Source organism: Nocardioides sp. P4_G4 (assembly GCF_056401085.1).
The window spans coordinates 1-25,178 of sequence record NZ_JBFUKA010000070.1 but is presented as its reverse complement, the minus strand read 5'-3'; the positions used below and the strand labels follow the sequence as shown (position 1 = coordinate 25,178).

Genomic DNA, 25,178 nt, shown 5'->3' with positions numbered 1-25,178 from the left:
GGGGGCGGACGACGTCGGCGCGCCCGCCACCGGCGTACCGGCGGCGGCAGCAGCAGCGGTGGAGCGGGTGGAGACCTTGGTCGACACGGTCGAGCCCGACGCGGCGCGACCGGGAGTCACGACCAGGCGCGCCCCACGGCGGCCGACGGGCTCGCGACGGGCCAGCACCCGCATCGTGTGCGAGAAGCGCTCGACGGAGCGGCTCCGCACCGCCTCGTCATGGTGCTGGAGCGCCTTGGGGATGAGATAGACGGCCCAGGCCACCGCCAGGGCGACGAAGATCAGTGCGCTCGGGTCCACACGTGGAGGTTAGGTTCGCCAGCACACCGTGGGGCGGATGTCTACAGGTGTGTCGCGAAACAACTGGTGTGACTCGTGGGAAAAGTGCGTCAGGACAGCCGGCCGAGCAACGATCCGGGGCATTCCTCGACGGTGATCGCGAAGATGCGGTGGTCGCGCCAGTCCCCGTCGATGTGCAGGAAGAGCGGGGCGTAGCCGATCTCGCGGATGCCGAGCTTCTCCACGACGCGCAGCGAGTTGGAGTTCTCCGGGCGGATGCAGATCTCGATGCGGTGCAGGCCCACCTCGACGAAGCAGTGGTCCACCACCATCGCCACCGCGGCCGGCATGATGCCCCGGCCGGCGTACTCGCGCCCCAGCCAGTAGCCGATCGAGGCGAACTGCGCCGAGCCGCGCACGATGTTGTTGACCGTCACCTGCCCGGCGAAGGCCCCGTCCACCTCGATCGCGAACGGCATCGCCTGCCCCTGCCGGGCGTGCCGCAGCAGCCGGCGGGCCACCTGGCGGTAGCTGCCGGCGCGCTTGCCGCTGCCCGGCGGCATGGTGGCGTCCCACGGCCGCAGCCAGTCGGCGTTGCGGCTGCGGAGCTCGCGCCACTGGGCGCTGTCGCCGGCCTCGAGGGGCCGGACCACCACGTCGCCGTGGACGAGCCGTGCCGGCCACCCCGGGGTCACCGGTGGTCGCTCCCGACGACCTGCTCCACCGCGTGCCGCAGCACCGGCTCCAGCACCGCGAGGGCGTCGCGTACGCCGCCGCGCGAGCCGGGCAGGTTGACGACCAGGCAGTGCCCGGCCACGCCCGCCAGGCCGCGGGAGAGCATCGCGGTCGGCACACCGGCCCGCAGTCCGTAGGCGCGGATCGCCTCGGCGATGCCGGGCACCTCACGGTCGAGCAGCGGACGGGTCGCCTCGGGCGTGCGGTCGGTCGGCGTCAGGCCGGTGCCGCCGGTGGTGAGCACCACCCGCGCCCCGGACCCGACGGCGGCGCGGATCGCCTCGCCGACGGGGTCGCCGTCGGGCACCACGGCCGGGGCCGCGCAGGCGAAGCCCTGCTCGACGAGCCAGTCGACGATGACGGGGCCGGTCGTGTCCTCGTAGACGCCGGCGGCGGCACGGTTGGACGCGACCACGACGGCCGCGGGGAGCTGGGCGTTCACCGCGACCATTCCCCGGAGCGCCCGCCGGTCTTGGTCTCGACGCGCACGTCGGTGATGACGGCGCCCTTGTCCACCGCCTTGACCATGTCGACGACGGTGAGCGCGGCGACCGACACCGCGGTGAGGGCCTCCATCTCCACGCCCGTGCGGTCGGTGGTCGCGACGACACTGCGGATCTCGACGGCGTCGTCGGCCACGACGAGGTCGACGGTCACCGACGAGAGCGCCAGCGGGTGGCACAGCGGGATGAGCGAGGGTGTCTGCTTGGCGCCCATGATGCCGGCGAGCCGGGCCACGGCGAGGGTGTCGCCCTTGGGCATCCCCGCCCCGCGCAGCAGCTCCACGACGGCGGGCGAGACGAGCACGCGACCGGACGCGGACGCCGTACGCGCGGTGACCTCCTTGGCGGACACGTCGACCATGCGGGCGGCGCCGTGCTCGTCGACGTGGGTGAGTCGGTCCCCGGTGGCCATCAGAACTCCTCGTCGAGCTTGAGCACCTGCACCATGTCACCGGCGCTGAGGCCGGTCACCTCGGGCGGCACCACGATCAGGGCGTTGGACGTCGCCAGGTCGCCGATGAGGTGCGAGCCGTGGCCGCCGACCGGGGCGACGAACGGCCCACCGCGGTCCACCTCGTAGGCACCGCGCACCATCTGCTGCTTGCCCTCGGGCGAGCTGATCGGGTGCGTGAGCCGTGCGCGGGCGAGCGGGCGCGAGTAGGGCGTCTTGCCCATCATCCGGCGGATGGCGGGGAGCACGAAGGTCTCGAAGGAGACGTACGCCGACACCGGGTTGCCGGGCAGCGTGAAGATCGGGGTGTCGTCCTCGCCGACGGTGCCGAAGCCCTGCGGCTTGCCGGGCTGCATCGCCACGCCGCCGAACCAGACGGTGCCGAGCTGGCTGAGCGCCTCCTTGACGACGTCGAAGTCGCCCTGGCTCACTCCGCCGCTGGTCACCACGAGGTCGGCCCGCACGAGCTGGTCGGCGAGCGCGTCGGTGAAGGTCCGCGGGTCGTCGGGGACGATGCCCACGCGGTAGGCGATCGCCCCGGCCGTGCGCGCGGCGGCGGCGAGCAGGAAGGAGTTGCCGTCGTAGATCGAGTCGTGGCCCAGCGGGGCTCCCGGCTCGCGCAGCTCGGACCCGGTCGAGATGACCACGACCCGCGGGCGGGGGCGGCACCGGACCGTGGCGCGGCCCACCGCCGCGAGGAGCCCCAGGTGGCGCGGCCCCAGGACGGTGCCGTGCTCGATGAGGAGGTCGCCCTCCTCGACGTCGTCGCCGCGGGTGCGGATGTGCTGCCCGGCCGCGGGCACCTGGGTGATCCGCACCTGGGCGACGCCCCGGTCGGTCCACTCGTAGGGCACCACGGCGTCGCACCCGCGGGGCACGGGTGCCCCGGTCATGATCTTGACGGCGGTGCCGGGCGAGAGGGCCATCAGGTCCGCGCGGCCGGCACCGATCTCGCCCACCACCGGCAGGTGCACCGGCTGGTCGGGCGAGGCGGTGAGGACGTCCCGGCGGACGACGGCGTACCCGTCCATGGAGGAGTTGTCGAAGCTCGGCAGCGAGATGGGTGCGTGCACGTCCTCCGCGACCGCCAGCCCGAGGGCGTCCATGAGCGGCTGCGGGAAGTCCGGGAGGGGAGAGACCGAGGCCACGATCCGCTCGACGAGGTCGGGGACCGGCAGCAGCTCAGCCATCGGCGGATCCCTCGTTGCCGTGGAGCACCGTGCCGGGCGCGACCCGCTGCGCGGAGGGCGACTGGAGCGCGACCTCGCCCACCACGCGCACCCCCTGGCCGAAGGTGAAGTCCCCGTCGACGGTGAGCGAGTCGGCCTCGCGCAGCGACGGAGCCCCCTCGGGGAAGCGCTTGTCGAAGTCGCCGACGAGCTTGTAGAACTCGCCGTCCAGCTCGACGTAGGGAAGCCCGTCGGAGGCCTGGTCGAGCACGAAGTCGCGGCCCAGGTCGTAGATGTCGGAGCGCAGCACCAGCAGGTCGTTGGTCGTCTTGACCGGCACGAAGCGGTCGCGGCCGACCTCGATGGTGCGGGCACCCTCGAAGACCTCGATCGCCGCGCCCATCGCGGTCTCGATCTGGATCACCTCCGGCGTGGAGGCGTCGGCGGGGTCGAGGTGCTTGACGTTGCGGATCAGCGGCAGGCCGAGCACTCCCTGCCGCGCGTCGAGCGCGTCGCTCATCGCCTGGAGGTCGAACCACAGGTTGTTGGTGGAGGTGAAGCGGTGCACCTCCAGGTCGGCCAGCGCCGCGAGGTCCTCGGGCAGTGTCTGCGCCGACTCCCGCAGCACGATGCGACCGTCCGCCTTGCGCTTGGCGAAGTGGCCGCCCTTGCGGTCCGAGGCCGTACGCCGCACGGCCTCGATCGCGAACGGCGCACCGGTCGAGGCGAACCAGCCCGCCACGCGCGCGTCCGGCACGGCGCCGAGGTTGTCGGAGTTGGAGACGAAGGCGTAGCGGTAGCCCGCCTCGATCAGCCGGGCCAGCAGGCCCGAGCCGCGCAACGCGGTGTAGAGGTCGCCGTGGCCGGGCGGGCACCACTCGAGGTCGGGATCCTTCGGGTAGGAGGCCGGCAGCAGCCCGGCGGCGAGCAGCTTGGGCTCCTTGTTCTGCAGGAACTCCAGCGGCAGCCCCTCGACCGGGAGGTCGTCGTAGCGCGCCAGCGCGGCCATCGTGTCGGCCGAGGTGCGGAMCGAGTTCATGAAGAGCAGCGGCAGCGTCGCGTCGTGCTGCGAGCGCAGGTGCAGCACCTGGCGGGCGATGATGTCGAGGAAGCTCAGACCCCGTCGCACGCACAGCAGCGACTTGGCGCGGTCCATGCCCATCGAGGTGCCGAGGCCGCCGTTGAGCTTGATGACGGCGGTGCTCCGGATCGCCTCGGTGGCGACGTCGTCGGACACCTCCACATCGGCGAGCGCCTCCATGCCGTGCGGCTCGATCGTGGACTCGGGGATCATCCCGGTCTCACCGTGCTCGAGCAGCCGGTAGTAGTGCGCGAACGTGTCGACGGCGACCGGGTCGACTCCCGCCTGATGCATCTTGGCGCGTGCGAGCTCGAGGCCTTTGCTACCCATACTGCGATCGTAGGCTCATCTCGTGCCGATACCACCCGAGCCCCCGTCCGAGGACGTCGCCGACGCGAAGTCGACCCTGCGGCGCCGGCTCCTCGCGAGCCGCCGGGCGCGTCCGCTGCCCGAGCTGGTGGCCTCCGGCGAGGCCATCGCGGCACACGCGCTGGCGTGGGATCCCGTACGCCGCGCGCACACCGTCGCGGCGTACGTCTCGGTGGGTTCGGAGCCCGGCACCGGACTGCTCCTGGAGGGCCTGCGCTCGGCGGGCCACCGCGTGCTGGTCCCCGTCGTGCTGCCGGACCTCGACCTGGACTGGGCGGAGTACACCGGACCTGACTCGCTGGCCCCCGCCCGCCTCGGCCTCCTCGAGCCGACGGGTCCGCTGCACGGCGTCGACGCCGTGCTGGACGCCGACGTGCTGCTGCTGCCGGGGTTGGCGGCGTCGCCGGGCGGGGCCCGACTGGGGCGGGGCGGCGGGTGCTACGACCGGGTGCTCGGACGCGCCGTCGGACGCCCGACGGCCGTGCTGCTGCACGACGACGAGGTGGGGCTCGACGTCCCCACGGAGGCGCACGACCGGCCGGTCACCCACGCCATCACGCCGACCGGGGTCCGCGCGCTCGGCTGAGCCCCGGAGGGACACGAACGAGGGCGTCAGTCGTCCTCGGGAGCGGGCACGAGGGTCATGGTGTCCTCCGCCGCCGCCTCGACCGCGTCCCGGGAGAACGCCCAGGGCAGGGTCTCCCCGTCGACCCACAGGCGCGTCTGGTCGGCGTAGTGCGAGGAGCCGGGGTGGCCCGAGACGCCGGTGAGGTTGATCCAGCGGGAGCGGTCCAGGTCGGCCAGCGAGACCACCATCCGCATCGAGGGCGCCGAGGTGACCTCGTAGCCCTCGGTCGCGTCCCACGAGGTCGCGTCCACGATGCTGGACCCGCCGCCGACCTCGTAGCCGTCGCGGTTCAGGAGTCGCTCGACCGGCCCGATCCCGGACTCCCCCAGCGTCGAGCTGTGCAGGTCCAGCCGGTGCAGGTGACCCCACGACCACTCGCCCGGGTCCAGCGCCTGGCGGCGCGTCATCTCGTCGCGGGCGTCCATCAGCGCCTGGCGCAGCATGTCGTCGCGCGACTCGGTCGCGTCCGTCTCGACGTCGTCCCACCAGGGCCCGGCCGGGTCGGCCAGCATGGTCTCGACGACACCGAACCAGCGGTCACCGCCGTCGGGCCACACGGCCTCCCGGAGCTCGTCGTGGAAGGTCAGCCGAAGCAGGTTGCTCCACACCACGTTGTAGTAGGCCGCCGCCGCACTGTCGGCGGGCTGGGTGAAGTCCCAGTCGGACAGCAGCTCCTGGCCGTCGCGGTAGTACTCGCTCGGCAGGTCCTGCACGTCGAGGAGGTAGGGCACGAGGGTCGCGGCCATCGGGTTGGTGGTGTCGAGCTGCAGGCGGGCCATCTCGTCGACCGACAGCTCCCCCTCCTCCTCCAGCATCTGACGGATCCGGGTGGACCGGTAGCCGCGGTCCCAGTCGTCGGTGAGGAAGTAGGGGTAGTCCGGGCCGACGACGGCCTGGTTGGCCGTGACGACGAACCCCTCCTCGGGGTCGAGCACGCTCGGCAGGCCGTCGAAGGGGACGACGTCGCCGGTCCAGTCGTTGGCGGAGACCCAGCCCTCGGCGGGCATCCGGCCGTCGTTGCCGGACTGGCGGATCGGGATCCGCCCCGGCGCCTGGTAGCCGATGTGGCCCTCGCGGTCGGCGTACACCAGGTTCTGTGCCGGTACGGCGAAGTCTGCGGCGGCCGCGCGGAACTCGTCCCAGTTGCTCGCCCGGTTGAGCGCGAGGATGGCGTCGGCTGTGGTGCCGGGCTCGAGCGCGGTCCACGCGAGCGCGACGGCGTAGCCGTTGCCGCGACCCGTCGGATCCGTCTCGTCGATGGGCGCGTTGGCGCCCACCGAGCTGAACTGCTGCGAGACGTCGCTGATGAGCGGGCCGTGCGCGGTCTCGCGGATCTGCAGCTCGAAGTCGTCCTCGCCACGCACGTGGATCGTCTCGGTCCGGACGGAGAGCGGCCTGCCCTCGCCGTCCTGCATCCAGCTGCTCCCCTCGATCTTCTCCAGGTAGAGGTCGGTGACGTCGGGACCGAGGTTGGTGAAGCCCCAGGCGATGTCGGCGTTGTGGCCGATGATCACGCCGGGCACGCCGGAGAAGGTGAACCCCGACGAGTCCAGGGTGCAGTCGGAGGACAGCTGGCGACAGTGCAGTCCCATCTGGAGCCAGATGCCGGGCATGCTCACGCCGAGGTGCGGGTCGTTGGCGAGCAGCGGCGCTCCGGTAGCGCTGTGCGCGCCGTCGACGACCCACGAGTTGGAGCCGATGCCGTCGCCGCGACCCATCAGGTCGGGGATGCCGGCCACGGCGTCCCGCACGCCCTCGAGGGCGTCCACCATCTCGGGCGAGTACGCCGGCCGGCGGGGGTTGCGGGTCGCGTTGCCGGAGGCGTTCTGCTCGAAGACCCCGTCGACCACGCCGCCGCTGCCCACGATCGGGGGGTGCGCGTCGAAGGGGTAGTCCGGGTAGAGCTGGGCGACCTCCTCGGGGGTGTGGTCGAGGCTGGCCACCACCCGGTCGACCTCGTCGGTCATGTTGCCGCGCAGGTCCCACGCCATCGCCTTGAGCCAGGCCAGGGAGTCGACGGGCGTCCACGGCTCGGGCTCGTAGGACAGACCGGTGGCGGCGAGCAGGGTGTACTCGACGGCGATCTCGGTGGTGCCGTGCGTCTCCAGGTAGGCGTTGACGCCCTCGGCGTACGCCGTGAGGGCCGCGCGGGTCTCGGTGTCGAGGATGGCCAGCTCGCGCTCGGCGACCCGGCGCCAGCCCATGGTCCGGATCATCTTGTCGGTCTCGAGGCCGTCGGAGCCGAAGAGCTCGGAGAGCCGTCCGCTCGTGACGTGCCGGCGCACATCCATCTCGAAGAAGCGCTCCTGGGCGTGGACGTAGCCCTGGGCACGCATCAGGTCGGCGTCGGTGTCGGCGTAGACCTGCGCGATGCCGTTGGCGTCGCGGACCACCTCCACCTCGCCCGCGAGGCCGGGGACCTCGACCTCGCCGTCGACCTCGGCCACCGGGCGCAGCACGAACCCGGTGGCGACGGCCAGGATGAGGACCAGCAGCGCCGCCAGCACGGTCACGGCGTACGCCGCCCAACGGATGCCACGGGGTGCGGACCGGAACATCTGCCACCACGTGGGGTCGGTGTCGGGGGCTGCGGGCTGCTCGCTCATCGTGGACGCATTGTGCCGTACGCTGGGGCTCGACTGGCAGTCGACGGTGGCGAGTGCCAACGTGTCGTGCCGCAGTCGTTCCGATCCATCGCATCCCCCGTAGTCACGAAGGTCCCCGATGCCCACGTACCAGTACCTCTGCACCGAGTGCGGCCACGCGTTCGACCAGGTCCAGAAGTTCAGCGACGACGCCCTGACCCACTGCCCCGTCTGCGACGGCCGGCTCCGCAAGGTCTTCAACGCCGTCGGCGTCGTCTTCAAGGGCTCGGGCTTCTACCGCACCGACAGCCGCTCCACGTCGACGTCCGGCGCGGCCTCGGGCTCCTCGACGTCGACCTCCGGCTCGACCTCCGACTCAGGCTCGTCGTCGGGCTCGGGCTCGTCGTCGGGCTCCTCGTCCTCGGGAGCGTCGTCGGGCTCGTCCAGCACCGGCTCCTCGTCGTCGGGGTCGTCGTCTGGGTCCTCGTCGTCCGGTTCGGGCCAGTCGTCGTCCACAGGCTCCTCCTCGAGCTGACCCCTCCCCTGGGTCGCCCCCGGCCCGGGCTCGAGGTCCCGGCCGCGGCCTAGCGTCGGCGCATGGCTTCCCTCGAGGACGTACGCCGCCGCTGGCGCACCCTGCGCCGCCGCGTGCTCGCCCGTCGGCGACCCCTCGCCGCGCTGTGCGCCGCGGTGGCGGTGCTCGTGGGGCTGCGGGTGGGGGCCGGGCCGCCCCCGCCGAGCGTGGAGGTGTCGGTCGCCGTACGCGACCTGGCCGCCGGCTCGATCGTGGGTGCCGACGACCTGACGACGATGGCCTTCGCAGCCGGGACCGAGCCGCACCGTCTGGCCCAGGATCCCGTCGGGCGGGTGCTGGCGGCACCGGTGGCGGCCGGCGAGCCGGTCACCGACGTCCGGCTGGTGGGTGCCGGGCTGGCGGYGGCGCACCCCGACCTGACCGTGATGCCGGTCCGCCTGCCCGACGCCGGGGTGGTGGCGCTGCTCCGACCCGGCGACCATCTCGACCTGATGGCCGCCGACCCGGGCTCGGGACGGGCCACCCCGCTGGCCTACGACGCACTGGTGCTGGCCGTGCCGCAGACCTCCGGGTCCTCCGACCCGGCCGGCGGGTCCGCGGCACCCCCGGGGCGCCTCGTGGTGCTCGGGATCAGTCCGTCGGCGGCCGACGACGTGGGGCTCGCGGCGGTGACGCAGTTCCTCGTGGTGTCGTTCTCGCGCTAGCGTCCTGCGTGTCCTGACATCTCACGACTCCTGACTCGGGGTCACGCAAGGAGCGCCCCATGAGCGGATTCAAGAACTTCCTGCTGCGCGGCAACCTCGTCGAGCTGGCCGTGGCCTTCATCATGGCGGCGTCGTTCGCGGCCGTCGTCACCGCCTTCACCGCGTGGCTCACCTCGCTCATCCCGTCCACCGACGACCTGTTCGACGGCACGCAGCTGGGCGACCTCGGCTTCTTCGTCAACGCCCTGATCGCGTTCGTGATCCTGGCGACGGTCGTCTACTTCCTCGTCGTGCTGCCCTACACCAAGGCCAAGGAGCGCTACTTCCCGGCGGAGGACACCGGCACCCCGGCCGACGTGGCCCTGCTCGAGGAGATCCGCGACCTGCTGCGCGCGCGCAACGGCCAGGTCTGACCTCCCGCACGACTCCCGGTCCCGGACGGACGCGTGGGTCGAGGGTCAGCCGTGGTGCGGGGGCACCTGGTCGCGGTACCACCGGTCGCCGAGCGCCTGGCCGTGCGCGCCGTCACCGAAGACGGCGTCGAGTCGCCGGCGGCGTACCCATTCAGGCTCGTCCACGTCCGCGCCGGCCTCATCGGCCTCATCGGCCTCATCGGCCCGGTCGGACTCGTCGGACGCACCGGCCACCTCTGAGTCCGCCGTGTCCGGGGTGTCGGGGTCGCTCACGCGCACACTCCCGGCACGGTCTCCTTCGGCTCCTCGGCGGTCGGGGTGTCGCTCGGCGACGCCTCGGGCGAGGCGGTCTCCGACGGGGAGGCGGTCTCCGAGGGGGAGGCGGTCTCCGACGGCGACGGGGTCTCCGACCCGCCCTGGGCCTCGCTCGACGTCGACGGCGGCTCCGCGGAGACGGCGTCGTCCAGCATGGAGGCCGGCAACGGCTTGTCCTCGTTGATGAGCTGCCAGATCTTGTCCGCGCCGTCGGTCCAGAAGACGCTGCCGCGGAACTCGGAGTCGGTCGGGAAGTACTCCGTCGGGACGGTCACGAACTTGATCTCGTCGAGGCCGATGTTCTGCAGCTGCATGGCGATCTTGCCGATGCGCGTCACCGAGCCGAGCCCGGTGTCGGTGGTCAGCGAGCTGGTGGCGGCATTGAGGAAGCGCACCACCTTGTCGAGGCGGGTGAGGGTGCCGGCCGACTTCACCTCGCGGATCAGCGCGCCGATGAAGGCCTGCTGGCGACGGATGCGGCTGATGTCGTTCTGCTGCGCGAGCTCGCCGATGTAGCGCGCCCGGACGTAGTCGAGGGCCTCGTCCCCGGTCAGCACGGAGGGGTCGCCGGCGGGGACGAAGATCTGGTGCTTGGGGTCCTTGATGTCCTCGGGGACGCAGACCGGGACGCCGCCCACGGCGTCGACCATCTCGCCGAAGCCGTTGAAGTCGACCACCACGAAGTGGTCGATGAAGACGTCGGTGTTCGCCTCGAGCTGCGCCACCGTGCACAGCGGACCGCCGACGGTGTACGCCACGTTCCACTTCTCGTCGGTGGCGGCGCTGCTGTCGCCGCACGCGGGGCGGTCGACGATCGAGTCGCGCGGGATGGAGATCGCGTAGGAACGGGTGCGGTCGGCGGAGAGGTGCACCAGGATGGTGGTGTCCGACCCACCCCCGCCGGCCTCGCTGTCGATGTCGTTGCCCTCACCGGAGCGGGTGTCGTCGCCCATCACCAGGATGTTGAGCGGCTCGCCGTTGCCCTTGTAGATCTTCTCCGGGCGGTCATCGCCCAGCACCGAGAGCGACTCGGTGTCGATGTTGCCGTTGAGGTGGCGGTAGAAGAAGACGACGCTGAGGGCGGTGACGAGGGCCAGCACCAGGGCGCTGACCGCGACGACTCGACCGACGGTGTGCTTGCGCTTGACCTTGCCCTTGCGCTTGGGCGCGTGGGACTCGGTCTCGGCCTCGTGGGCTCCTGACACTGTGACTTCCACACCTTCGTCGGTGGGGCTCCGCAGCGGCACCCCGGGTCAACATCGCAAACTACGCGACACCGGCAAATTGTCACCGTAGTGGCTGGCTCCGCCAATTCGTCATCACCGGCCCGTGACAGGATGTCGCGGTCCACCAGTCCTCGGCCCCAGGGACCGCTCGTCGTGCTGCACCACCTCCGCCGGCTCGTCCGTCGGCTCCGCCTGCCACTGGCCCTCGTCGTCGCCGTGGTGGGCCTTGCCATGCTCGCGCCGGTCGCGAGCCCGTTCGCCAGCCCGGATACCGACCCCCGTCCAGAGTCGTCCGCCGGGGCGGCGACGACCGGTTCCGGGTCGCCCTTCCCGGGCACGGCCACGGCCGCCGGTCGCGGCACGTCCGTCGCCGAGCGGCCCAACGTGGTCATGGTGCTGACCGACGACATGCGCACCGACGACCTGCGCCACCTCCCGCACGTGCGCAAGCTGCTGGTCGACCGGGGCATGACGTTCCGCTCCGCACAGTCGCCGCACCCGCTGTGCTGCCCGGCCCGCGCCGAGATCCTGTCCGGGCAGTACGCGCAGAACAACGGCGTGCACCACAACTCCGGCCCGTACGGCGGGTGGCAGGCCTTCGACCCCAGCTCGACGATCGCCACGTGGGCCCAGGACCAGGGCTACCGCACCGCGCTGCACGGCAAGCACCTCAACCACTTCGACCCGGACGCGCCCGCCGACCCGGGGTGGACCAACTTCGACATCCTCCTCGAGCCGGCCACCGACTACGCCAACTTCGACTTCTTCGGCGGCACGTCCTACCGCAACGACTACGTCACCACGCGTCTCGACGAGCGCACCGTGTCCGACCTCGAGCGCTGGGCCGGCCCCACGCCGTACATGGTCATGGCCAACCACGTCGCCCCCCACATCTGGATGCCGCGCTCGGCCCGCGGTGACGGCGACGGCGACCGCGGTGGCCGTCCACCCAAGGTGGCGCGCATGTACAAGCGCGCACTCGCCGGCCTGAAGCCGGCGTCGTTCAGGGCGCCGAGCTTCAACGAGGCCGACATGCGCGACAAGGAGATGATCGTCCGGGGCCGCAGCAAGCTGCCGCGCTCGGAGATGACGACGCTCAACCTGGCGCGCATCCGGTCGCTGCTGTCCGTCGATGACGCCGTCAAGCACCTCATGGACACCCTGCGCGAGACCGGCGAGCTCGACAACACCTACATCGTCTTCACGAGCGACAACGGCTACGCACTGGGTGAGCACCGCTACACCGGCAAGGACCGGCTCTCCGACGAGATCCTCGACGTCCCACTGGTCATCCGTGGCCCCGGCGTCCCGGCCGGTCGGACGTCCGACCGCCTCGTCTCCCTGGTCGACCTCACCGCGACGCTCTCCTCGCTGATGGGCCTCTCCCCCGACTCCACGCTCGACGGCGAGGACTTCTCCGACACGCTCCTCGGCGGCAGGGCCACCCACCACCGCGACACGATGCTGATCCAGACGGGCGGCAAGGCCACCGACGTGCGCGACCCGGGGTGGACCTACCGGGGCGTGCTGACCGGGCGCTACGCGTACGGACGTCGCGTCAACAACGGGATGCGTGACGGCTTCCTCTACGACCATGAGCGCGACCCGTACGAGCTGCGCAACCTCATCCTGTCGAAGCGCTACGGACCCGTGCGCCGCGAGCTCGAGCGTCGCCTCCGAGCCCTCGGGGATTGCGCGGGCAACGGCTGCAACCGGCACTTCGGCACGGTGCCCGCGCCTCGCCGCTGAGCCCCACGACCGGGACCGCCGCAGGCTGGGACGAGTCGTCCCCGACGGCCCTTGTCGCCCCGGGGCGCCGCTGCTACGTTCGGCTTCAGCATCTGGCTCCCGATCATCCGGGAGCCCCACCCCAGACCCCGGTGGCACGAGACGTACCGACCTGGAGTGATCATGCTCTCGATCCGACTCGCTTCTGCACGCACCGTTCCCCGTCGTCGGCCCGATCGGGCGGGAGGTGCGACATGACTGACACCGCATCGGACCGCGCCGTCGTGGAGCAGGCCAAGGGCGCCATCATGCTCCGGTACGGCGTCAGCTCCTGCGAGGCTCTCGCCGCCGTCGCCCGGTGGGCGCACGAGGCGCACGTCACGGTCCCCGACCTGGCCCACGCCCTCGTCAAGGGCATCTGCCAGGGCCGGGTCACCCCCGAGAACCGCGGCGTGGTGCGCTGGCTCGAGCACCGCCTCCGCTCCGACATCGCCCCCGACATCGCCGAGGCACCGGAGCCCGCCCCGACCGTGACCCTGCGCGCCGCCCCCACCACCGCCGCGGCGGCCGCCCGACAGTGGCGCTACGCGTCGGCCGTGCACGCCGCCCGGGCGGTGAGCAGCCCCTAGCAGATCCCATCCGAGAATGGACGTCCCGACGGCCACGGCCTTTCGGCCCTGCCGTCGCGGGCTCCCCGTGGGGCACCGTGTACCCATGGCCAGCGACCAGCCCATCACCACCGCAGAGCAGCTCGAGTCCCTCGGGCAGGCCGTCATCACGACCGACCCGGCCGGAGTGGTCGTCTACTGGAACCCGGCCGCCGAGCTGCTCTACGGCTGGACGGCGCAGGAGGCGCTCGGTCGCAACATAGCGACCCTGGCGATCCCCGACGTGGCCCAGCAGGTCGGCGCCGACATCATGGCGGCGCTGCGCGACGGGGTCTCCTGGTCCGGCGGGTTTCCCGTGCGGCGCAAGGACGGCAGCATGTTTCCCGCGCTGGTGACCGACTCGGGCATCTACCGGGACGGAGCCCTGATCGGGATCATCGGCGTCTCCACCAACCTCGGCTCCGCCCTGCGACCCCTCCTCGAACGCTCGACCGATGCGGCACTCGTGCTGCGCAGTGACGCCATCATCATCTACTCGAGCCCCGCCGTGGAGCTGCTGTTCGGATGGGAGGAGGACTCCCTCCTCGGCACCTCGATCGTCCCCCTGCTCCACGAGGAGGACCGCCCCGCCCTGGCGACCCTGTTGCAGGACGTCGTGTCCCGCCCGGGCGTGCACCCTCCCGCCGAGATCCGGGTGAAGGCCTGGCACGACTGGAGGTGGGCCGAGGCCGCGTTCACCAACCTCCTCGACGACCCGATGGTGCGCGGCGTCGTGTGCAACCTGCGCCCCAGCCCCACCCGGGTGGCCATGGAGCAGGCCGAGCTGCGGGCCAGGCAGCTCGAGACCGCCTTCCAGTCGCGGCTCGTGATCGAGCTCGCCAAGGGCTATCTCGTCGGCCGCGACGGGGTCACCCCGGACGACGCGTTCGCCTCCCTGCGGACCTACGCACGGTCGCACCACCTGACGGTCCACGACGTGTGCCAGCGCGTCGTGGAGGGAGAGCCGCTCGTCGCGCCGCCGTCCGCGACCTGAGCACCGGGTCGATCCGCGGCAGGACGGTGGCATCGGACGGGGCACCCGCGTCACGGGGCCCGCGTTCGTCACGTCCACCGTCTGCTGACAAAATGACGATTGCCGGCGGATGTTGTCTACGCTGCCGGTGGCGCGCCCCAGTAGCTCAGTGGATAGAGCAGCCGCCTCCTAAGCGAAAGGTCGCAAGTTCGACTCTTGCCTGGGGCACCGATCGATCCCCTCGGGATCAGCGAGGACCGGATCCGTCACGGGGTCCGGTCCTCGTCGTTTCCCGGCCGGGCGAGCACGACCTGGCACTTCCGTGCGCTTCCTGGCGCTAAATACACACCGACCGGGCACTTCCGTGCGCTTCAAGCACGCCCACCTCCCCCCTTTGCTGTCCTTGCTCGAGCGCAGCAGATCGACGACGAAGCACTATGTACCTTGACGGGTACGTAACCGCCACGGTACAAACAAACCATGGAAGCCGTCCTGAAGGCGCTCGCCGACGACAGCCGGCGGACGATGCTGGAAGCCCTCACGGGTGGCCCGGCCACCGCCGGCGAGCTGGCCGCGCTCCTGCCGATCGCGCGCCCCGGTGTCTCCCGGCACCTGCGGGTGCTGCGGGAGGCGGGCCTGGTGGAGGTCCGCCAGGACGCCCAACGGCGCGTCTACAGCCTGCGCGCGCAGCCGCTCGAAGAGGTTGACGACTGGCTGGACCGGAACCTGGCGCGGTGGGAACAGCGCCTCGATGCCCTGCACACCGAGATAGCTCGCGGCAAGCGCGACCGAAGGAGCACCCGATGACCACCAGCACACCCGGCAGCGTCCGCGCCCTCCGAGCCGAGGGCGGCCACGGCGTCGTGCACCTCGAGGAACGCTTCGACACCGACGTCGACGACCTGTGGTCGGCCCTCACCGACCCCGCGCGTCTCGCCCGCTGGCTCGGCGAGGTCGAGGGCGAGCTGGCACAGGGCGGGGAGTTCCGTGCGCACTGGTTCGCCAGCGGCTGGGAGGGCACCTGTCGTGTGGACACGTGCGAGCCGCCCCACCGACTGCGGATCCTGACGCGGAGTCCCGACGAGCCGGACGGCGTCGTCGAGGTGAGCCTGACCGCCGACGGCGACCACACCGTCCTGGTCATCGAGGACCGCGGCGTGCCCCTCGAGCAGATCGCGGCCTACGGGGCCGGCGACCAGATCCACGTCGAGGACCTCGTCGCCTACCTCGCCGGTCGCGGGCCGTGCGACGCGAGGGCCCGCTGGCAGGAGCTGCACCCCACCTTCCAGGCGCTGGCCGCCGACCTCACCTAGCCCGTCAGAGCGTCTCGAACCTCAACCCGCCGGCCTGGACGCGGGCGAGGAGGTTCTCCCCCATCGCCTGTGCGGTGGTGACCTGCCCGGCGGTGGTCGGGTTGTCGTCGAGCGCGAGGCACAGCGCGGACTCGGCGAGCATCATCGAGGTCTCGGTGTAGCCGGGGTCGCCGCCCGAGACACGGGTGTGCACGGTGCGACCGCCACCCTGGCCGACGAAGTCGACGGTGAACCACGACTTGTCGCGGCGCGCCTCGTCCGGGCCCTCCCCCTGCGCGACCTTGCCGAGCAGGAACCGGCGCAGCGGACCGACCTGGGCGGCCAGGGCCAGGGCCCCGACGCCGACCGCGCCGCCGGCGGCGTACCGGATCGTCTTGGTCCCGGCGTAGTGGGAGTAGCGGAAGTCGGGACCGTACGCCGCGAGGGCGGCGCCGCTGCGGGCGACGACGATCGGGTCGATGGTCGGGAGCGGCAGCAGCCAGTAGCCGAGGACCGGGTCCTTGTGCGGCTTGCCCGAGACGGGGCGCGACCGTCGACCGTCGGCYGGCTTCCCCTCGGCGCGGCGCCGGGCGCCGTACGCCTCCCTCATCCTCCGGGCCCGGGCGAACTGCTCGAGGGCCGAGTGGATGGTGCCGCCGGACGCCATCCCGCCGGAGCGGACGACGCCGCGCAGGGTGATCGGGGCGTCGGAGGGGAGCTGCTGCACGGTCCAGAGCGCGCCGAGGTCGTGGGGGACGGAGTCGAAGCCGCACGCGTGCACGAGGCGCGAGCCGGTGCGGACGGCGGCCTGGTGGTGGCGCAGGTACATCCTGTCGACGAACTCCGGCTCCCCGGTGAGGTCGACGTAGTCGGTGCCGGCGTCGGCGCAGGCGGCGACGAGCGGCTCGCCGTACGCGAGGTAGGGCCCGACGGTCGTGATGACGACGCGGGCTCGCGTCGCGACGTCGGCGAGGCTGGTCGGGTCCGTCACGTCGGCGTGCAGGAGCTCGAGCTCACCGAGCTCCGGCGCCAGGGTCACCAGGTGGGCCCGGACCTCCTCGAGCTTGTCGCGGTTGCGCCCGGCGAGCGCCCACCGCAGGCCGTCGGGGGCGTTCCGCGCGAGGTACTCCGCGGTCAGCCTGCCGGTGAAGCCGGTCGCGCCGAAGAGCACGATGTCGAAGTCACGGTCGCCGCTGCGCGCATCAGTCATGCCGCCATCCAAACAGGTGCCGGAACCCCCGCGCACGAGGCGGCGTCTCACGGACATGACCAAGTGGATCTCGGTGGTGCTGGGGCTGGTGGCCCTGGTCGCCGGCACGGTCCTCACCACCCTGGCGGTGGCCGGCCCCGGACGTCCCGGGACCGACGTCACCACCCGCCCCACCTCCGAGCTCCGCCTCGCGGCCGCGAGCATGCGACCGGCCACGTCCTGCGAGGACCTGCTCGCGCAGTACGTCGAGCGCGGCGTCGCCCAGGTCGGCCCCTACGGCTGGGACTCGGGCCCGATCGTCATGTTCGACGCGATGGGCAGCGCGCGCTCCGAGAGCGCCGCCGGCGCACCGCTCCCCACGACCACCCGGTCGTCCAGCACCGGGTCCGGCACCAACGTGCAGGAGGCCGGCGTCGACGAGCCCGACGTCGTCAAGGTCGCGGGCGACCTCCTGCTCCGCATCCGTGACGAGGTGCTCACCGTCCACGACGTCTCGGGCACCGAGCCGCGGTTGCTCTCCTCGCTCACCCTCGCCGGCCTGCGCGACGGCGAGCTCCTGGTGTCCGGGGACCGCGTCGTCGCCCTCGGCTCCGTCGCCGGGAGCGGCACCGGCACGTACGAGGCGGCGCCGGGCACCCGGGTCGTCGTGCTGGACGTCAGCGACCCGGGCGCCCCGCAGGTGCTGGACACCACCGACTACGACGCCGAGCTCACGGCCGCGCGCCTGCACGGCAGTGACGGGGACGACGTCGTACGCCTCGTCCTGCGCACCTACCGGCCGGCCCTCGACTTCGTGCAGCCCGAGCCGGGCCAGGACCAGCGCGGGGCCCTCGAGCACAACCGCCAGGTCGTGCGCGGCTCGACCCTCGCGGACTGGCTCCCCACCGCCGACGGCGAGCCGGTCGTCGACTGTGCCGACGTCGCCGTCCCGACCGACGACGGCGCAGACCTGGGCACCACGACCGTCGTCGCCTTCCGGCCCACCGCCCCGGACCCCCTCGACGCCACGCTCACGACGGCCCTGGCCGCCGACGCCGCGACGTCGTACATCTCCGAGGACCGCCTGTACCTGGCGACCGCCTCGACGCCGGGCTGGTGGGCGGCGGGGGTGCCGACCTGCCCCGACCGCTGCGAACCCGTCCCGGTCCCCGGCATCCTCGGCGACGGCACCACCGACCTCTATGCCTTCGCCCTCGACGGCGCGGGCACGACCTTCGTCGCGGGTGGCGAGGTGGAGGGGACGGTCCGCGACCGCTGGGCCATGGACTTCGCCCACGGCACGGTGCGGGTCGCCGTGGGCACGTCCTCGCAGAACGGCACCGGCTCGCGTCCCTCCACCTCGGTCGTGACGCTGCGCGAGGACGGCGCAGGCCTCGTCGAGGTGGGCCGGGCGGACGGGCTCGGCGTCGGCGAGGACATCACGTCCGTCCGCTGGTTCGACGACCTCGCCCTGGTGGTGACCTTCCGCCAGGTCGACCCGCTGTACGCCGTGGACCTCAGCGACCCGGCCGCGCCGCGCCTCATGGGCGAGCTCACGATCCCCGGCTACAGCGAGTACCTCCACCCGCTCGGCGGGCGGCGGCTGCTCGGCATCGGCCAGGACGCCTCGCCCGACGGGATGGTCCGCGGTGCGCAGGCCGCGCTCTTCGACGTCACCGACCTGACCGCTCCCGAGCGTCTCGACGCCGTCTCCTACCCGTCCTTCTCGGTGGCCGGCGCGGGCACCGACCCGCGGCAGTTCACCTGGCTGCCGGGCCAGCGGATCGCGCTCACGGTGATCTCCGAGGGCTGGTCCGGTGGCCCCGCATGGGTGTCGGTCCTGCGCCTCGGCGGTGACCGGATCCGCAACGAGATGGTCGAGGTGTCGTCCGGCAGCAGGACGAGCGACGCGCTGGCCGAGGTGCGGCTCGTCCCGCTGCCCGACGGCCGGGTCGTGCTGGTGGCCGGCGACGGGGTCTCGTTCTTCGCCCTGTAGGCCCTCCTCAACCCGCGGGGCGCGACCTACTCTGGGGGGCATGTGCCGCAACATCCGCCCCCTCAACAACTTCGAGCCGCCCGCCACGCGCGACGAGGTCACGGCCGCCGCCCTGCAGTACGTCCGCAAGGTCGCCGGCACCACCAAGCCGTCGCAGGCCAACGAGGCGGCCTTCCACGCGGCGGTGCGCGAGATCGCCCACATCACCCAGCACCTGCTGGACGACCTGGTGACGACGGCGCCACCCAAGGACCGCGAGGTCGAGGCCACCAAGGCGCGGGCCCGGGCCCAGGCGCGCTACGCGTGAGCCTGCGCGCCGACCTCGAGGTCGAAGGACACACCGACCGCCGGGCCGAGGACCGCACGGAGGAGGTGCTCGACTTCCTCGCCGAGCGCCCGCTCGTCGCGCTGACCGGCGCCGGTCTCTCGACCGACTCCGGGATCCCCGACTACCGCGGGCCCGGTGCGCCCGTGCGGATGCCGATGACCTACCAGGAGTTCGTCGCCGGCCCGGGTCCGCAGCAGCGCTACTGGGCGCGCAGTCACCTCGGGTGGGCCCGGATGGGGCACGCCGAGCCCAACGCCGGGCACCGGGCGATGGCTCGCCTCGACCCCGGGCTGCTCATCACCCAGAATGTCGACGGCCTCCACGAGGCCGCCGGCTCTCGTGACGTCGTGGCCCTGCACGGGCGGGTGTCCGAGGTGGTGTGCCTCGGCTGTCGCGAGGTCAGCCCGCGTACTGCGCTCCAGCAGCGCCTGGCCGAGCTCAACGCCGGCTGGCTGGCCGAGCACGCCGCGGCGGCCATGCGACCCGACGGCGACGTCGAGCTCGAGGAGACCGACGGCTTCGTGGTGCCCGGCTGCGACGACTGCGGCGGCCCGCTCAAGCCGCACGTGGTCTTCTTCGGCGAGAACGTCCCCGCCGACCGCGTCGCCCGGTGCTACGCGGCCGTGGACGCCCTCGGCGAGGAGGGTGCCGTGCTCGTGGCCGGCTCGTCGCTGACCGTGATGAGCGGGCTCCGCTTCGTCAAGCGGGCCGCCCGCGCGGGCACGCCCGTCGTCATCGTCAACCGGGGCACGACGCGCGGCGACGAGCACGCGACGTACACGCTCGGCGTCGGGTGCAGCGAGTTCCTCACCGCGCTCGCGGACCGGCGGGGCTGACGCGCGTCAGAGGCGGCGGACGAAGATGTGCTCGGCCGCCTCGAGCACGACCTCGGCGGTCTCGCCGCCGGAGCCGACCAGGATGCCCTCGGCGGTGGCCGCGACGATGACGGTCTTGTCGGGCACGGCCCCCACGCGACGCAGGGTGCTCATCAGGTCCTCGTCCTTCTGCATCTCCTCCGAGATGCGGCGCACCAGCACGCGTGCGTCCTCGGGGCCGGCGACCGCGGACAGCGGCTCGACGCCCTCCATGAAGCCCTCCCCCAGCGCGCTCTCGCCGAGCTCGTCGAGGCCCGGGATGGGGTTGCCGTACGGCGACTCCGTGGGGTGGTCGAGCAGCTCGACGAGGCGTCGCTCGACGGTCTCGGACATCACGTGCTCCCAGCGGCAGGCCTCGGCGTGCACGAGCTCCCAGTCGAGGCCGATGACGTCGGTCAGCAGGCGCTCGGCGAGGCGGTGCTTGCGCATCACCCGGGTGGCCAGGCGCAGGCCCTCCTCGGTCAGCTGCAGGTGCCGGTCGCCCTCCACGGTGAGCAGGCCGTCGCGCTCCATCCGGGCGACCGTCTGGGAGACCGTCGGCCCGCTCTGGTGGAGCCGCTCGGCGATCCGGGCGCGCAGCGGGACGATGCCCTCCTCCACGAGCTCGAAGATCGTGCGGAGGTACATCTCGGTGGTGTCGATCAGGTCGCTCACGCCGTCATTGTGTCCCATGCATCGTTTCCCAAGACCTGCGCCGCCCCCCGAGATGGCACAGTGAGGAGGGTGACCGAGCTCATCGTCCCCCGGCGGTTCTGCGGACCGCCCGACTCGGGCAACGGCGGCTGGACCGCTGGCGCCCTCGCCACCACCCTGGCCTGCGAGCCCGGCGACCACGTCGACCGGTGGCCGCCCATCGAGGTGTCCCTGCGTCAGCCGCCGCCGCTCGACGCCGCGATGGACGTGGTGGCCGGGGACGACGAGACGTCCACGGCGAGCTTCGGCGGGGCGGTGATCGCCACCGCCCGGTGCGCCCCCGACGCCGCCCTGACCCCGGTCGAGGCCGTCGAGCCGGACGAGGCGCGCGCGGCCGGGTCGGCGTACCCGGGACATGCGTTCCACCCCTTCCCCACCTGCTTCGCCTGCGGGACCGGGCGCGAGGAGGGCGACGGACTACGGATCTTCCCCGGGCACGTCGCCGCCGGGCACGAGGACCAGCGGGTGGCCACGACGTGGACGCCGCACGCCAGCGTCAGCGAGGACTTCCACACCTACGCCGACCAGGCTCCGCGCGCCTCGGTGGCCGCCACGTGGGCCGCTCTCGACTGCATCGGCGGCTGGGCGGGCGACCTCACCGAGCGGCTGATGGTGCTCGGGCGGATGACCGCCCGCATCGACACGCTGCCCGTCATCGGCGAGGAGCACGTCGTGGTCGGGGCCAAGCGCGGGCAGGAGGGTCGCAAGACCTTCACCGCGTCCACGCTGCACGACTCCGACGGCCGGGTGGTGGCGACGGCCGAGCACATCTGGATCGCCGTCGACCCCGCGCTCTTCGGCGGCCGACGTCCCTCGGATTGACCCCACCCCCGACGGCTCGCAAGAATGGGGCGCATGGCTGATTTTAACGATCCAATCCAGGGCGACGCCACGTGGTGGCGCGACGCCGTCGTCTACCAGGTCTACGTCCGGAGCTTCGCCGACAGTGACGGCGACGGGATCGGCGACCTGCCCGGCATCACCTCGCGCCTGCCCTACCTCAAGGACCTGGGCGTCGACGCCCTGTGGATCACGCCGTTCTACACCTCCCCCCAGCACGACCACGGGTACGACGTCGCCGACTACACCGACGTCGACCCGCTGTTCGGCTCGCTCGCCGACGCCGACACCATGGTCGCCCGGGCCCACGAGCTCGACCTGCGCGTCATCGTCGACCTGGTGCCCAACCACACCTCCGACGAGCACGTCTGGTTCCGGGCCGCGCTGGCCGCCGGTCCGGGCAGCCCGGAGCGCGCGCGCTACATGTTCCGCGAGGGTTCGGGCCCCGATGGGAGCCTGCCGCCCAACAACTGGGAGTCCGTCTTCGGCGGCCCGGCCTGGACCCGCGTCGAGGACGGCCAGTGGTACCTCCACCTCTTCGACTCCACCCAGCCCGACCTCGACTGGCGCAACCCCGAGGTCGGCGACATGTTCGAGGACGTCCTGCGCTTCTGGCTGGACAAGGGCGTGGACGGCTTCCGCGTCGACGTCGCCCACGGCCTCTACAAGGAGGAGTCGCTGCGCGACCAGGTGGTCGCGAGCGGCGAGCGGCCCACCTCCGGTGCGGTCAACTCCGACTCCTCGATGGTCTCCCGCGAGCTCAAGGACGAGCCGATGTGGGACCAGCCCGAGGTGCACGACGTCTACCGTCGCTGGAGCGCCGTCCTCGACAGCGTGGGCGCGGACCGGATGGCCGTGGCCGAGGCGTGGACGCAGACCCCCGAGTCGATGGCCGCCTTCGTGCGCCCCGACGAGCTCGACCAGGCGTTCAACTTCGCCTGGCTGCTGGCCGACTGGTCGGCTGAGTCCTTCCGCGAGGTCGTCGTCGACACGCTCGCGGCGGTCGCCCCCGTCGGCGCCTCGCCGACGTGGGTGCTGAGCAACCACGACGTCGTACGCCACGTCACCCGCTACGGCGGCGGGGAGCAGGGCCTGGCCCGCGCCCGCGCGGCCACCCTGGCGATGCTGGCGCTGCCCGGCTCCTCCTACCTCTACCAGGGCGAGGAGCTCGGCCTCGAGCAGGTCGACGTCGCCCCCGAGGACCGGCAGGACCCGTCGTGGTTCCGCACCGGCGAGGTCGGGCGCGACGGCTGCCGGGTGCCGATCCCGTGGAGCGGCGACTCGGCCCCCTTCGGCTTCGGCCCGGGCGACGCCCAGCCGTGGATCCCGCAGCCCGACGAGTTCAAGGGCCTCACGGTCGAGGCGCAGACCGGCGTGAAGGGCTCGACCCTCGAGTTCTACCGCGCCGCCCTCGCGGCCCGGCGGGCGCACGCCCTCCCCGCGGGTGACGAGGTCACCCTCGCCCGGGCGACCGGCGACCTGCTCGAGCTCCACCGCGGCACCCTGCGCGTCCTGCTCAACTGCGGGACCACCGACGTCCCGCTCCCCGAGGGCCGGGTCCTGGCCAGCAGCGGGCCGGTCACCGACGTGCTGCCGGCGGACACCTGCGTGTGGCTCGGCTGAGTCCCACGCACCGCCACTGACGGCCGAGCGACGCCGTCGACCGACGAACGGCCCGCCCCCAGCGAGGGGGCGGGCCGTCCTGCGTGCRTGTCGGGACTCAGCAGCGTCGATCAGCGCTCGTGCATCATCCGGTCGTGGATCAGGGTTGACCGAGCGTCTCGTTGTAGCGGGCGAACCGGCGGACCAGCTCCTCGAGGTCCTCCGAGCTCCACTCCGCCAGCCGGGCGTCCAGCTCGACGATCCGGATCTTGCTCACGGCATCCACCCGGTCCTTGGCCTCGGCCGTGGCCGTCAGGATGGTGGCCCGTCCGTCGGCCGGGTCAGGAGTGCGTTCCACCAGCCCGAGCTCGACGAGGTGCTGCACCTGGCGCGACACCGCACCCTTGTCCAGGTCGAACTTCTCCGCGATGTCGGCCGAGCGGCGCGGTCCGGCCTCGATGAGGTGGGCGAGCATGACGTACGACGAGGGCTGCAGGGACGGGTGGACGAGCGCGGCGCGCTCGGTGAGCGCCCGCCGTACCCGTCGCATCAGGATCCCGACCTCCTGCTCGAGGGCGTGCAAGGTGCGGATGCGGTCGGTCATCGATCGAGCGCCGCGACAGCCTCGGGGGCGGCGGCGACCTCGGCATCCAGGGTGGTGCGCAGCGGCACCTCCTTGATGAGCAGCACCGCCACCAGCGCACCGATCGCGAAGGGCAGGGCCACCAGGAAGATGTGGCCGGTCGCGTCGCCGTAGGCGCTCTCGACGATGAGTCGGATCGGCTCGGGCAGCGTCGACAGGTCGGGAACGCCTCCATCCTGGTTGCCGAATCGGCGAGCCAGCTCGGGGTTGGCCCGCAGGATCGGCGCGATCCCGGCCGCCACCGCGTCGGCCACCTGGTGCGCCAGCACGGCACCGAGCACCGCGATCCCCGCCGAGCCGCCCAGCGAGCGGAAGAACGCCACCACCGAGGAGGCGGCACCCATGTCGGCCAGGGCGGTGGTGTTCTGCACGGCCAGGACCAGGTTCTGCATGGTGGCGCCCAGGCCCAGGCCCAGGACGGCCATGAAGAGACCCGTGTGGGTCAGCGGGGTGTCGGCGTCGATGGTCGAGAGCAGGCCGATGCCGGCGATGACCAGGACCATCCCGCCGACCAGCCAGCGCTTCCACACGCCGGTCCGGGTGATGATGCGGCCGCTCAGGATGCTGGAGACCAGCAGCCCGCCGACCATGCAGACCGACATCAGGCCGGCCTCGGTCGGGCTCATCGCCTTGGCGCGCTGGAAGTACAGGCTCAGGTAGACGGTGGACCCGAACATGGCGACACCGATCAGCACCGAGGCGATGGTGGCCAGGGTCAGGGTCCGGTCCTTGAACAGCCGCAGCGGGACCACCGGGTCCGTGGCGACCCTGGCCTCGACATAGATGGCCGCGGCGACGACGAGCAGCGAGCCGGCGAGCAGGAGGCTGCTGGTGGTGGAGATCCAGTCGAACTGCTGACCGCCCAGGGAGACCCACACGAGCAGCAGGGAGACACCGCCGACGAGCAGGATCGCCCCGAGGTAGTCGATCGACACCTCGCGCTTGACGACGGGCAGGCGCAGCGTCTTCTGCAGCACCACGAAGGCGAGCAGGGCCACCGGCAGTCCGGCGAAGAAGCACCACTCCCAGCCGACGGTGTCGACCAGCACGCCGCCGACGAGCGGACCGCTGACCGTCGCGATGGCGAAGACGGCGCCGATGTAGCCGGAGTAGCGACCGCGCTCTCGCGGGGAGACCATCGAGGCGATGACGACCTGCACGAGGGCGGTGAGGCCGCCGACGCCGAGGCCCTGGACGACGCGAGCACCGATGAGGACCTCCATCGAGGGCGCGAAGCCGGCGATGAGCGAGCCGATCGAGAAGATCACCAGGGCCGACTGGACCAGCACCTTCTTGTCGAACAGGTCGGCCAGCTTGCCCCAGATCGGGGTGGTCGCGGTCATCGCGAGCATGGTGGCGACGACGATCCAGGTGTAGCC

Annotated in this window: 27 protein-coding genes, 1 tRNA gene and 1 pseudogene; 15 read left to right on the top strand and 14 right to left on the bottom strand. The window is 72.4% G+C overall.

What is annotated here, in order from left to right; translation table 11 throughout:
• The 6 genes from AC1DQF_RS16105 to AC1DQF_RS16080 form a co-directional block, all read right to left on the bottom strand.
• On the bottom strand, positions 1-300 hold a 300-nt coding region (locus AC1DQF_RS16105), incomplete at its 3' end, for a hypothetical protein (protein WP_477526232.1).
• 89 nt (positions 301-389) lie between these two features.
• On the bottom strand, positions 390-974 hold the full coding sequence (locus AC1DQF_RS16100) for a GNAT family N-acetyltransferase (RefSeq protein WP_477526231.1): 585 nt from the start codon (positions 972-974) through the stop codon (positions 390-392).
• Entirely contained in the window at positions 971-1,456 is a 486-nt protein-coding gene (locus tag AC1DQF_RS16095) for a MogA/MoaB family molybdenum cofactor biosynthesis protein (protein WP_477526230.1), read from the bottom strand. Before AC1DQF_RS16095 ends, AC1DQF_RS16100 begins: the two co-directional genes overlap by 4 nt.
• Positions 1,453-1,929 (bottom strand): cyclic pyranopterin monophosphate synthase MoaC, encoded by a 477-nt coding sequence (gene moaC / locus AC1DQF_RS16090; protein ID WP_477526229.1) that lies wholly within the window; start codon positions 1,927-1,929, stop codon positions 1,453-1,455. Before moaC ends, AC1DQF_RS16095 begins: the two co-directional genes overlap by 4 nt.
• Positions 1,929-3,158 carry a molybdotransferase-like divisome protein Glp gene (glp, locus tag AC1DQF_RS16085; RefSeq protein WP_477526228.1) on the bottom strand — a complete coding sequence of 410 codons (1,230 nt, stop codon included), beginning with the start codon at positions 3,156-3,158 and terminating at the stop codon, positions 1,929-1,931. The genes moaC and glp overlap by 1 nt, the downstream gene beginning before the upstream one ends.
• Positions 3,151-4,548, bottom strand: coding sequence for a UTP--glucose-1-phosphate uridylyltransferase (locus tag AC1DQF_RS16080; protein ID WP_477526227.1), 1,398 nt, complete (start codon positions 4,546-4,548; stop codon positions 3,151-3,153). The genes glp and AC1DQF_RS16080 overlap by 8 nt, the downstream gene beginning before the upstream one ends.
• 22 nt (positions 4,549-4,570) lie before the next feature.
• Here AC1DQF_RS16080 and AC1DQF_RS16075 point away from each other — a divergent pair, with 22 nt between their 5' ends.
• Entirely contained in the window at positions 4,571-5,173 is a 603-nt protein-coding gene (locus AC1DQF_RS16075; protein WP_477526226.1) for a 5-formyltetrahydrofolate cyclo-ligase, read from the top strand.
• Positions 5,174-5,199: 26 nt separating this feature from the next.
• Here AC1DQF_RS16075 and AC1DQF_RS16070 read toward each other — a convergent pair whose 3' ends face one another.
• Positions 5,200-7,821, bottom strand: a complete 2,622-nt coding sequence (locus AC1DQF_RS16070) for a penicillin acylase family protein (RefSeq protein ID WP_477526225.1) — start codon at positions 7,819-7,821, stop codon at positions 5,200-5,202.
• A gap of 118 nt (positions 7,822-7,939) precedes the next feature.
• On the opposite strand from AC1DQF_RS16070, the pseudogene AC1DQF_RS16065 reads away from it, so the two are divergent.
• Positions 7,940-8,032 (top strand): annotated as a pseudogene (locus AC1DQF_RS16065) (FmdB family zinc ribbon protein); the annotation flags it as partial.
• A 62-nt stretch (positions 8,033-8,094) separates the two neighbouring features.
• On the opposite strand, the gene AC1DQF_RS16060 reads toward AC1DQF_RS16065, so the two are convergent.
• Positions 8,095-8,316 carry a hypothetical protein gene (locus AC1DQF_RS16060; protein WP_477526233.1) on the bottom strand — a complete coding sequence of 74 codons (222 nt, stop codon included), beginning with the start codon at positions 8,314-8,316 and terminating at the stop codon, positions 8,095-8,097.
• Positions 8,317-8,397: 81 nt separating this feature from the next.
• Here AC1DQF_RS16060 and AC1DQF_RS16055 point away from each other — a divergent pair, with 81 nt between their 5' ends.
• The gene (locus tag AC1DQF_RS16055; protein WP_477526224.1) at positions 8,398-9,039 is read left to right on the top strand and encodes an SAF domain-containing protein; all 642 of its coding nucleotides are present in this window, start codon (positions 8,398-8,400) and stop codon (positions 9,037-9,039) included.
• Between the two features lie 59 nt (positions 9,040-9,098).
• Entirely contained in the window at positions 9,099-9,452 is a 354-nt protein-coding gene (locus tag AC1DQF_RS16050; protein ID WP_477526223.1) for an MscL family protein, read from the top strand.
• 45 nt (positions 9,453-9,497) lie between these two features.
• On the opposite strand, the gene AC1DQF_RS16045 is transcribed toward AC1DQF_RS16050, so the two are convergent.
• Together AC1DQF_RS16045 and AC1DQF_RS16040 are read right to left on the bottom strand one after the other, a co-directional pair.
• Positions 9,498-9,725 (bottom strand): hypothetical protein, encoded by a 228-nt coding sequence (locus AC1DQF_RS16045; RefSeq protein ID WP_477526222.1) that lies wholly within the window; start codon positions 9,723-9,725, stop codon positions 9,498-9,500.
• Positions 9,722-10,972 carry an LCP family protein gene (locus tag AC1DQF_RS16040; protein WP_477526221.1) on the bottom strand — a complete coding sequence of 417 codons (1,251 nt, stop codon included), beginning with the start codon at positions 10,970-10,972 and terminating at the stop codon, positions 9,722-9,724. The genes AC1DQF_RS16045 and AC1DQF_RS16040 overlap by 4 nt, the downstream gene beginning before the upstream one ends.
• A 174-nt stretch (positions 10,973-11,146) precedes the next feature.
• Between AC1DQF_RS16040 and AC1DQF_RS16035 the strand changes: the two genes are divergently transcribed.
• From AC1DQF_RS16035 to AC1DQF_RS16010, 6 genes are all read left to right on the top strand, one after another.
• Complete coding sequence (locus tag AC1DQF_RS16035) at positions 11,147-12,742, top strand: sulfatase family protein (RefSeq protein ID WP_477526220.1); 1,596 nt, start codon at positions 11,147-11,149, stop codon at positions 12,740-12,742.
• Between the two features lie 233 nt (positions 12,743-12,975).
• Positions 12,976-13,350 (top strand): ANTAR domain-containing protein, encoded by a 375-nt coding sequence (locus tag AC1DQF_RS16030; RefSeq protein WP_477526219.1) that lies wholly within the window; start codon positions 12,976-12,978, stop codon positions 13,348-13,350.
• Between the two features lie 85 nt (positions 13,351-13,435).
• Positions 13,436-14,362: a PAS domain S-box protein gene (locus AC1DQF_RS16025; RefSeq protein ID WP_477526218.1), complete on the top strand. Its 927-nt coding sequence runs from the start codon at positions 13,436-13,438 to the stop codon at positions 14,360-14,362.
• A 134-nt stretch (positions 14,363-14,496) separates the two neighbouring features.
• Positions 14,497-14,569 (top strand) — tRNA-Arg (locus tag AC1DQF_RS16020).
• 252 nt (positions 14,570-14,821) lie between these two features.
• Complete coding sequence (locus AC1DQF_RS16015) at positions 14,822-15,148, top strand: ArsR/SmtB family transcription factor (protein ID WP_477526217.1); 327 nt, start codon at positions 14,822-14,824, stop codon at positions 15,146-15,148.
• Complete coding sequence (locus AC1DQF_RS16010; RefSeq protein ID WP_477526216.1) at positions 15,145-15,654, top strand: SRPBCC domain-containing protein; 510 nt, start codon at positions 15,145-15,147, stop codon at positions 15,652-15,654. The genes AC1DQF_RS16015 and AC1DQF_RS16010 overlap by 4 nt, the downstream gene beginning before the upstream one ends.
• Positions 15,655-15,658: 4 nt before the next feature.
• Here AC1DQF_RS16010 and AC1DQF_RS16005 read toward each other — a convergent pair whose 3' ends face one another.
• The gene (locus AC1DQF_RS16005; protein ID WP_477526215.1) at positions 15,659-16,843 is read right to left on the bottom strand and encodes a saccharopine dehydrogenase family protein; all 1,185 of its coding nucleotides are present in this window, start codon (positions 16,841-16,843) and stop codon (positions 15,659-15,661) included.
• Between the two features lie 55 nt (positions 16,844-16,898).
• Here AC1DQF_RS16005 and AC1DQF_RS16000 point away from each other — a divergent pair, with 55 nt between their 5' ends.
• From AC1DQF_RS16000 to AC1DQF_RS15990, 3 genes are read left to right on the top strand one after another with little or no spacing between them, the layout of a single operon-like run.
• A complete protein-coding gene (locus tag AC1DQF_RS16000) occupies positions 16,899-18,818 on the top strand; it encodes a beta-propeller domain-containing protein (protein WP_477526214.1) in 1,920 nt (639 codons plus the stop codon).
• A gap of 40 nt (positions 18,819-18,858) precedes the next feature.
• A complete protein-coding gene (locus AC1DQF_RS15995) occupies positions 18,859-19,125 on the top strand; it encodes a DUF2277 domain-containing protein (RefSeq protein ID WP_457205556.1) in 267 nt (88 codons plus the stop codon).
• On the top strand, positions 19,122-19,982 hold the full coding sequence (locus AC1DQF_RS15990; protein WP_477526213.1) for a Sir2 family NAD-dependent protein deacetylase: 861 nt from the start codon (positions 19,122-19,124) through the stop codon (positions 19,980-19,982). Before AC1DQF_RS15995 ends, AC1DQF_RS15990 begins: the two co-directional genes overlap by 4 nt.
• A gap of 6 nt (positions 19,983-19,988) precedes the next feature.
• Here AC1DQF_RS15990 and AC1DQF_RS15985 read toward each other — a convergent pair whose 3' ends face one another.
• Complete coding sequence (locus tag AC1DQF_RS15985) at positions 19,989-20,675, bottom strand: iron-dependent transcriptional repressor DtxR (RefSeq protein WP_477526212.1); 687 nt, start codon at positions 20,673-20,675, stop codon at positions 19,989-19,991.
• A 69-nt stretch (positions 20,676-20,744) separates the two neighbouring features.
• Between AC1DQF_RS15985 and AC1DQF_RS15980 the strand changes: the two genes are divergently transcribed.
• Both AC1DQF_RS15980 and AC1DQF_RS15975 read left to right on the top strand, forming a co-directional pair.
• On the top strand, positions 20,745-21,536 hold the full coding sequence (locus tag AC1DQF_RS15980; protein WP_477526211.1) for a hotdog family protein: 792 nt from the start codon (positions 20,745-20,747) through the stop codon (positions 21,534-21,536).
• Positions 21,537-21,569: 33 nt separating this feature from the next.
• Positions 21,570-23,177: a glycoside hydrolase family 13 protein gene (locus AC1DQF_RS15975; protein ID WP_477526210.1), complete on the top strand. Its 1,608-nt coding sequence runs from the start codon at positions 21,570-21,572 to the stop codon at positions 23,175-23,177.
• A gap of 139 nt (positions 23,178-23,316) precedes the next feature.
• Here AC1DQF_RS15975 and AC1DQF_RS15970 read toward each other — a convergent pair whose 3' ends face one another.
• Together AC1DQF_RS15970 and AC1DQF_RS15965 are read right to left on the bottom strand one after the other, a co-directional pair.
• Complete coding sequence (locus AC1DQF_RS15970; RefSeq protein WP_477526209.1) at positions 23,317-23,760, bottom strand: MarR family winged helix-turn-helix transcriptional regulator; 444 nt, start codon at positions 23,758-23,760, stop codon at positions 23,317-23,319.
• Positions 23,757-25,178, bottom strand: a 1,422-nt coding sequence (locus AC1DQF_RS15965; protein ID WP_477526208.1) for an MDR family MFS transporter, incomplete at its 5' end; no start/stop codon positions are given. The genes AC1DQF_RS15965 and AC1DQF_RS15970, both read right to left, overlap by 4 nt.

Coding starts and splice junctions, on each gene's coding strand:
- moaC (WP_477526229.1), bottom strand. CDS start 1,929: ATGGCCACCGGGGACCGACTCACCCACGTCGACGAGCACGGCGCCGCC.
- glp (WP_477526228.1), bottom strand. CDS start 3,158: ATGGCTGAGCTGCTGCCGGTCCCCGACCTCGTCGAGCGGATCGTGGCC.
- AC1DQF_RS16070 (WP_477526225.1), bottom strand. CDS start 7,821: ATGAGCGAGCAGCCCGCAGCCCCCGACACCGACCCCACGTGGTGGCAG.
- AC1DQF_RS16050 (WP_477526223.1), top strand. CDS start 9,099: ATGAGCGGATTCAAGAACTTCCTGCTGCGCGGCAACCTCGTCGAGCTG.
- AC1DQF_RS16030 (WP_477526219.1), top strand. CDS start 12,976: ATGACTGACACCGCATCGGACCGCGCCGTCGTGGAGCAGGCCAAGGGC.
- AC1DQF_RS16025 (WP_477526218.1), top strand. CDS start 13,436: ATGGCCAGCGACCAGCCCATCACCACCGCAGAGCAGCTCGAGTCCCTC.
- AC1DQF_RS16015 (WP_477526217.1), top strand. CDS start 14,822: ATGGAAGCCGTCCTGAAGGCGCTCGCCGACGACAGCCGGCGGACGATG.
- AC1DQF_RS16010 (WP_477526216.1), top strand. CDS start 15,145: ATGACCACCAGCACACCCGGCAGCGTCCGCGCCCTCCGAGCCGAGGGC.
- AC1DQF_RS16000 (WP_477526214.1), top strand. CDS start 16,899: ATGACCAAGTGGATCTCGGTGGTGCTGGGGCTGGTGGCCCTGGTCGCC.
- AC1DQF_RS15995 (WP_457205556.1), top strand. CDS start 18,859: ATGTGCCGCAACATCCGCCCCCTCAACAACTTCGAGCCGCCCGCCACG.
- AC1DQF_RS15975 (WP_477526210.1), top strand. CDS start 21,570: ATGGCTGATTTTAACGATCCAATCCAGGGCGACGCCACGTGGTGGCGC.
- AC1DQF_RS15970 (WP_477526209.1), bottom strand. CDS start 23,760: ATGACCGACCGCATCCGCACCTTGCACGCCCTCGAGCAGGAGGTCGGG.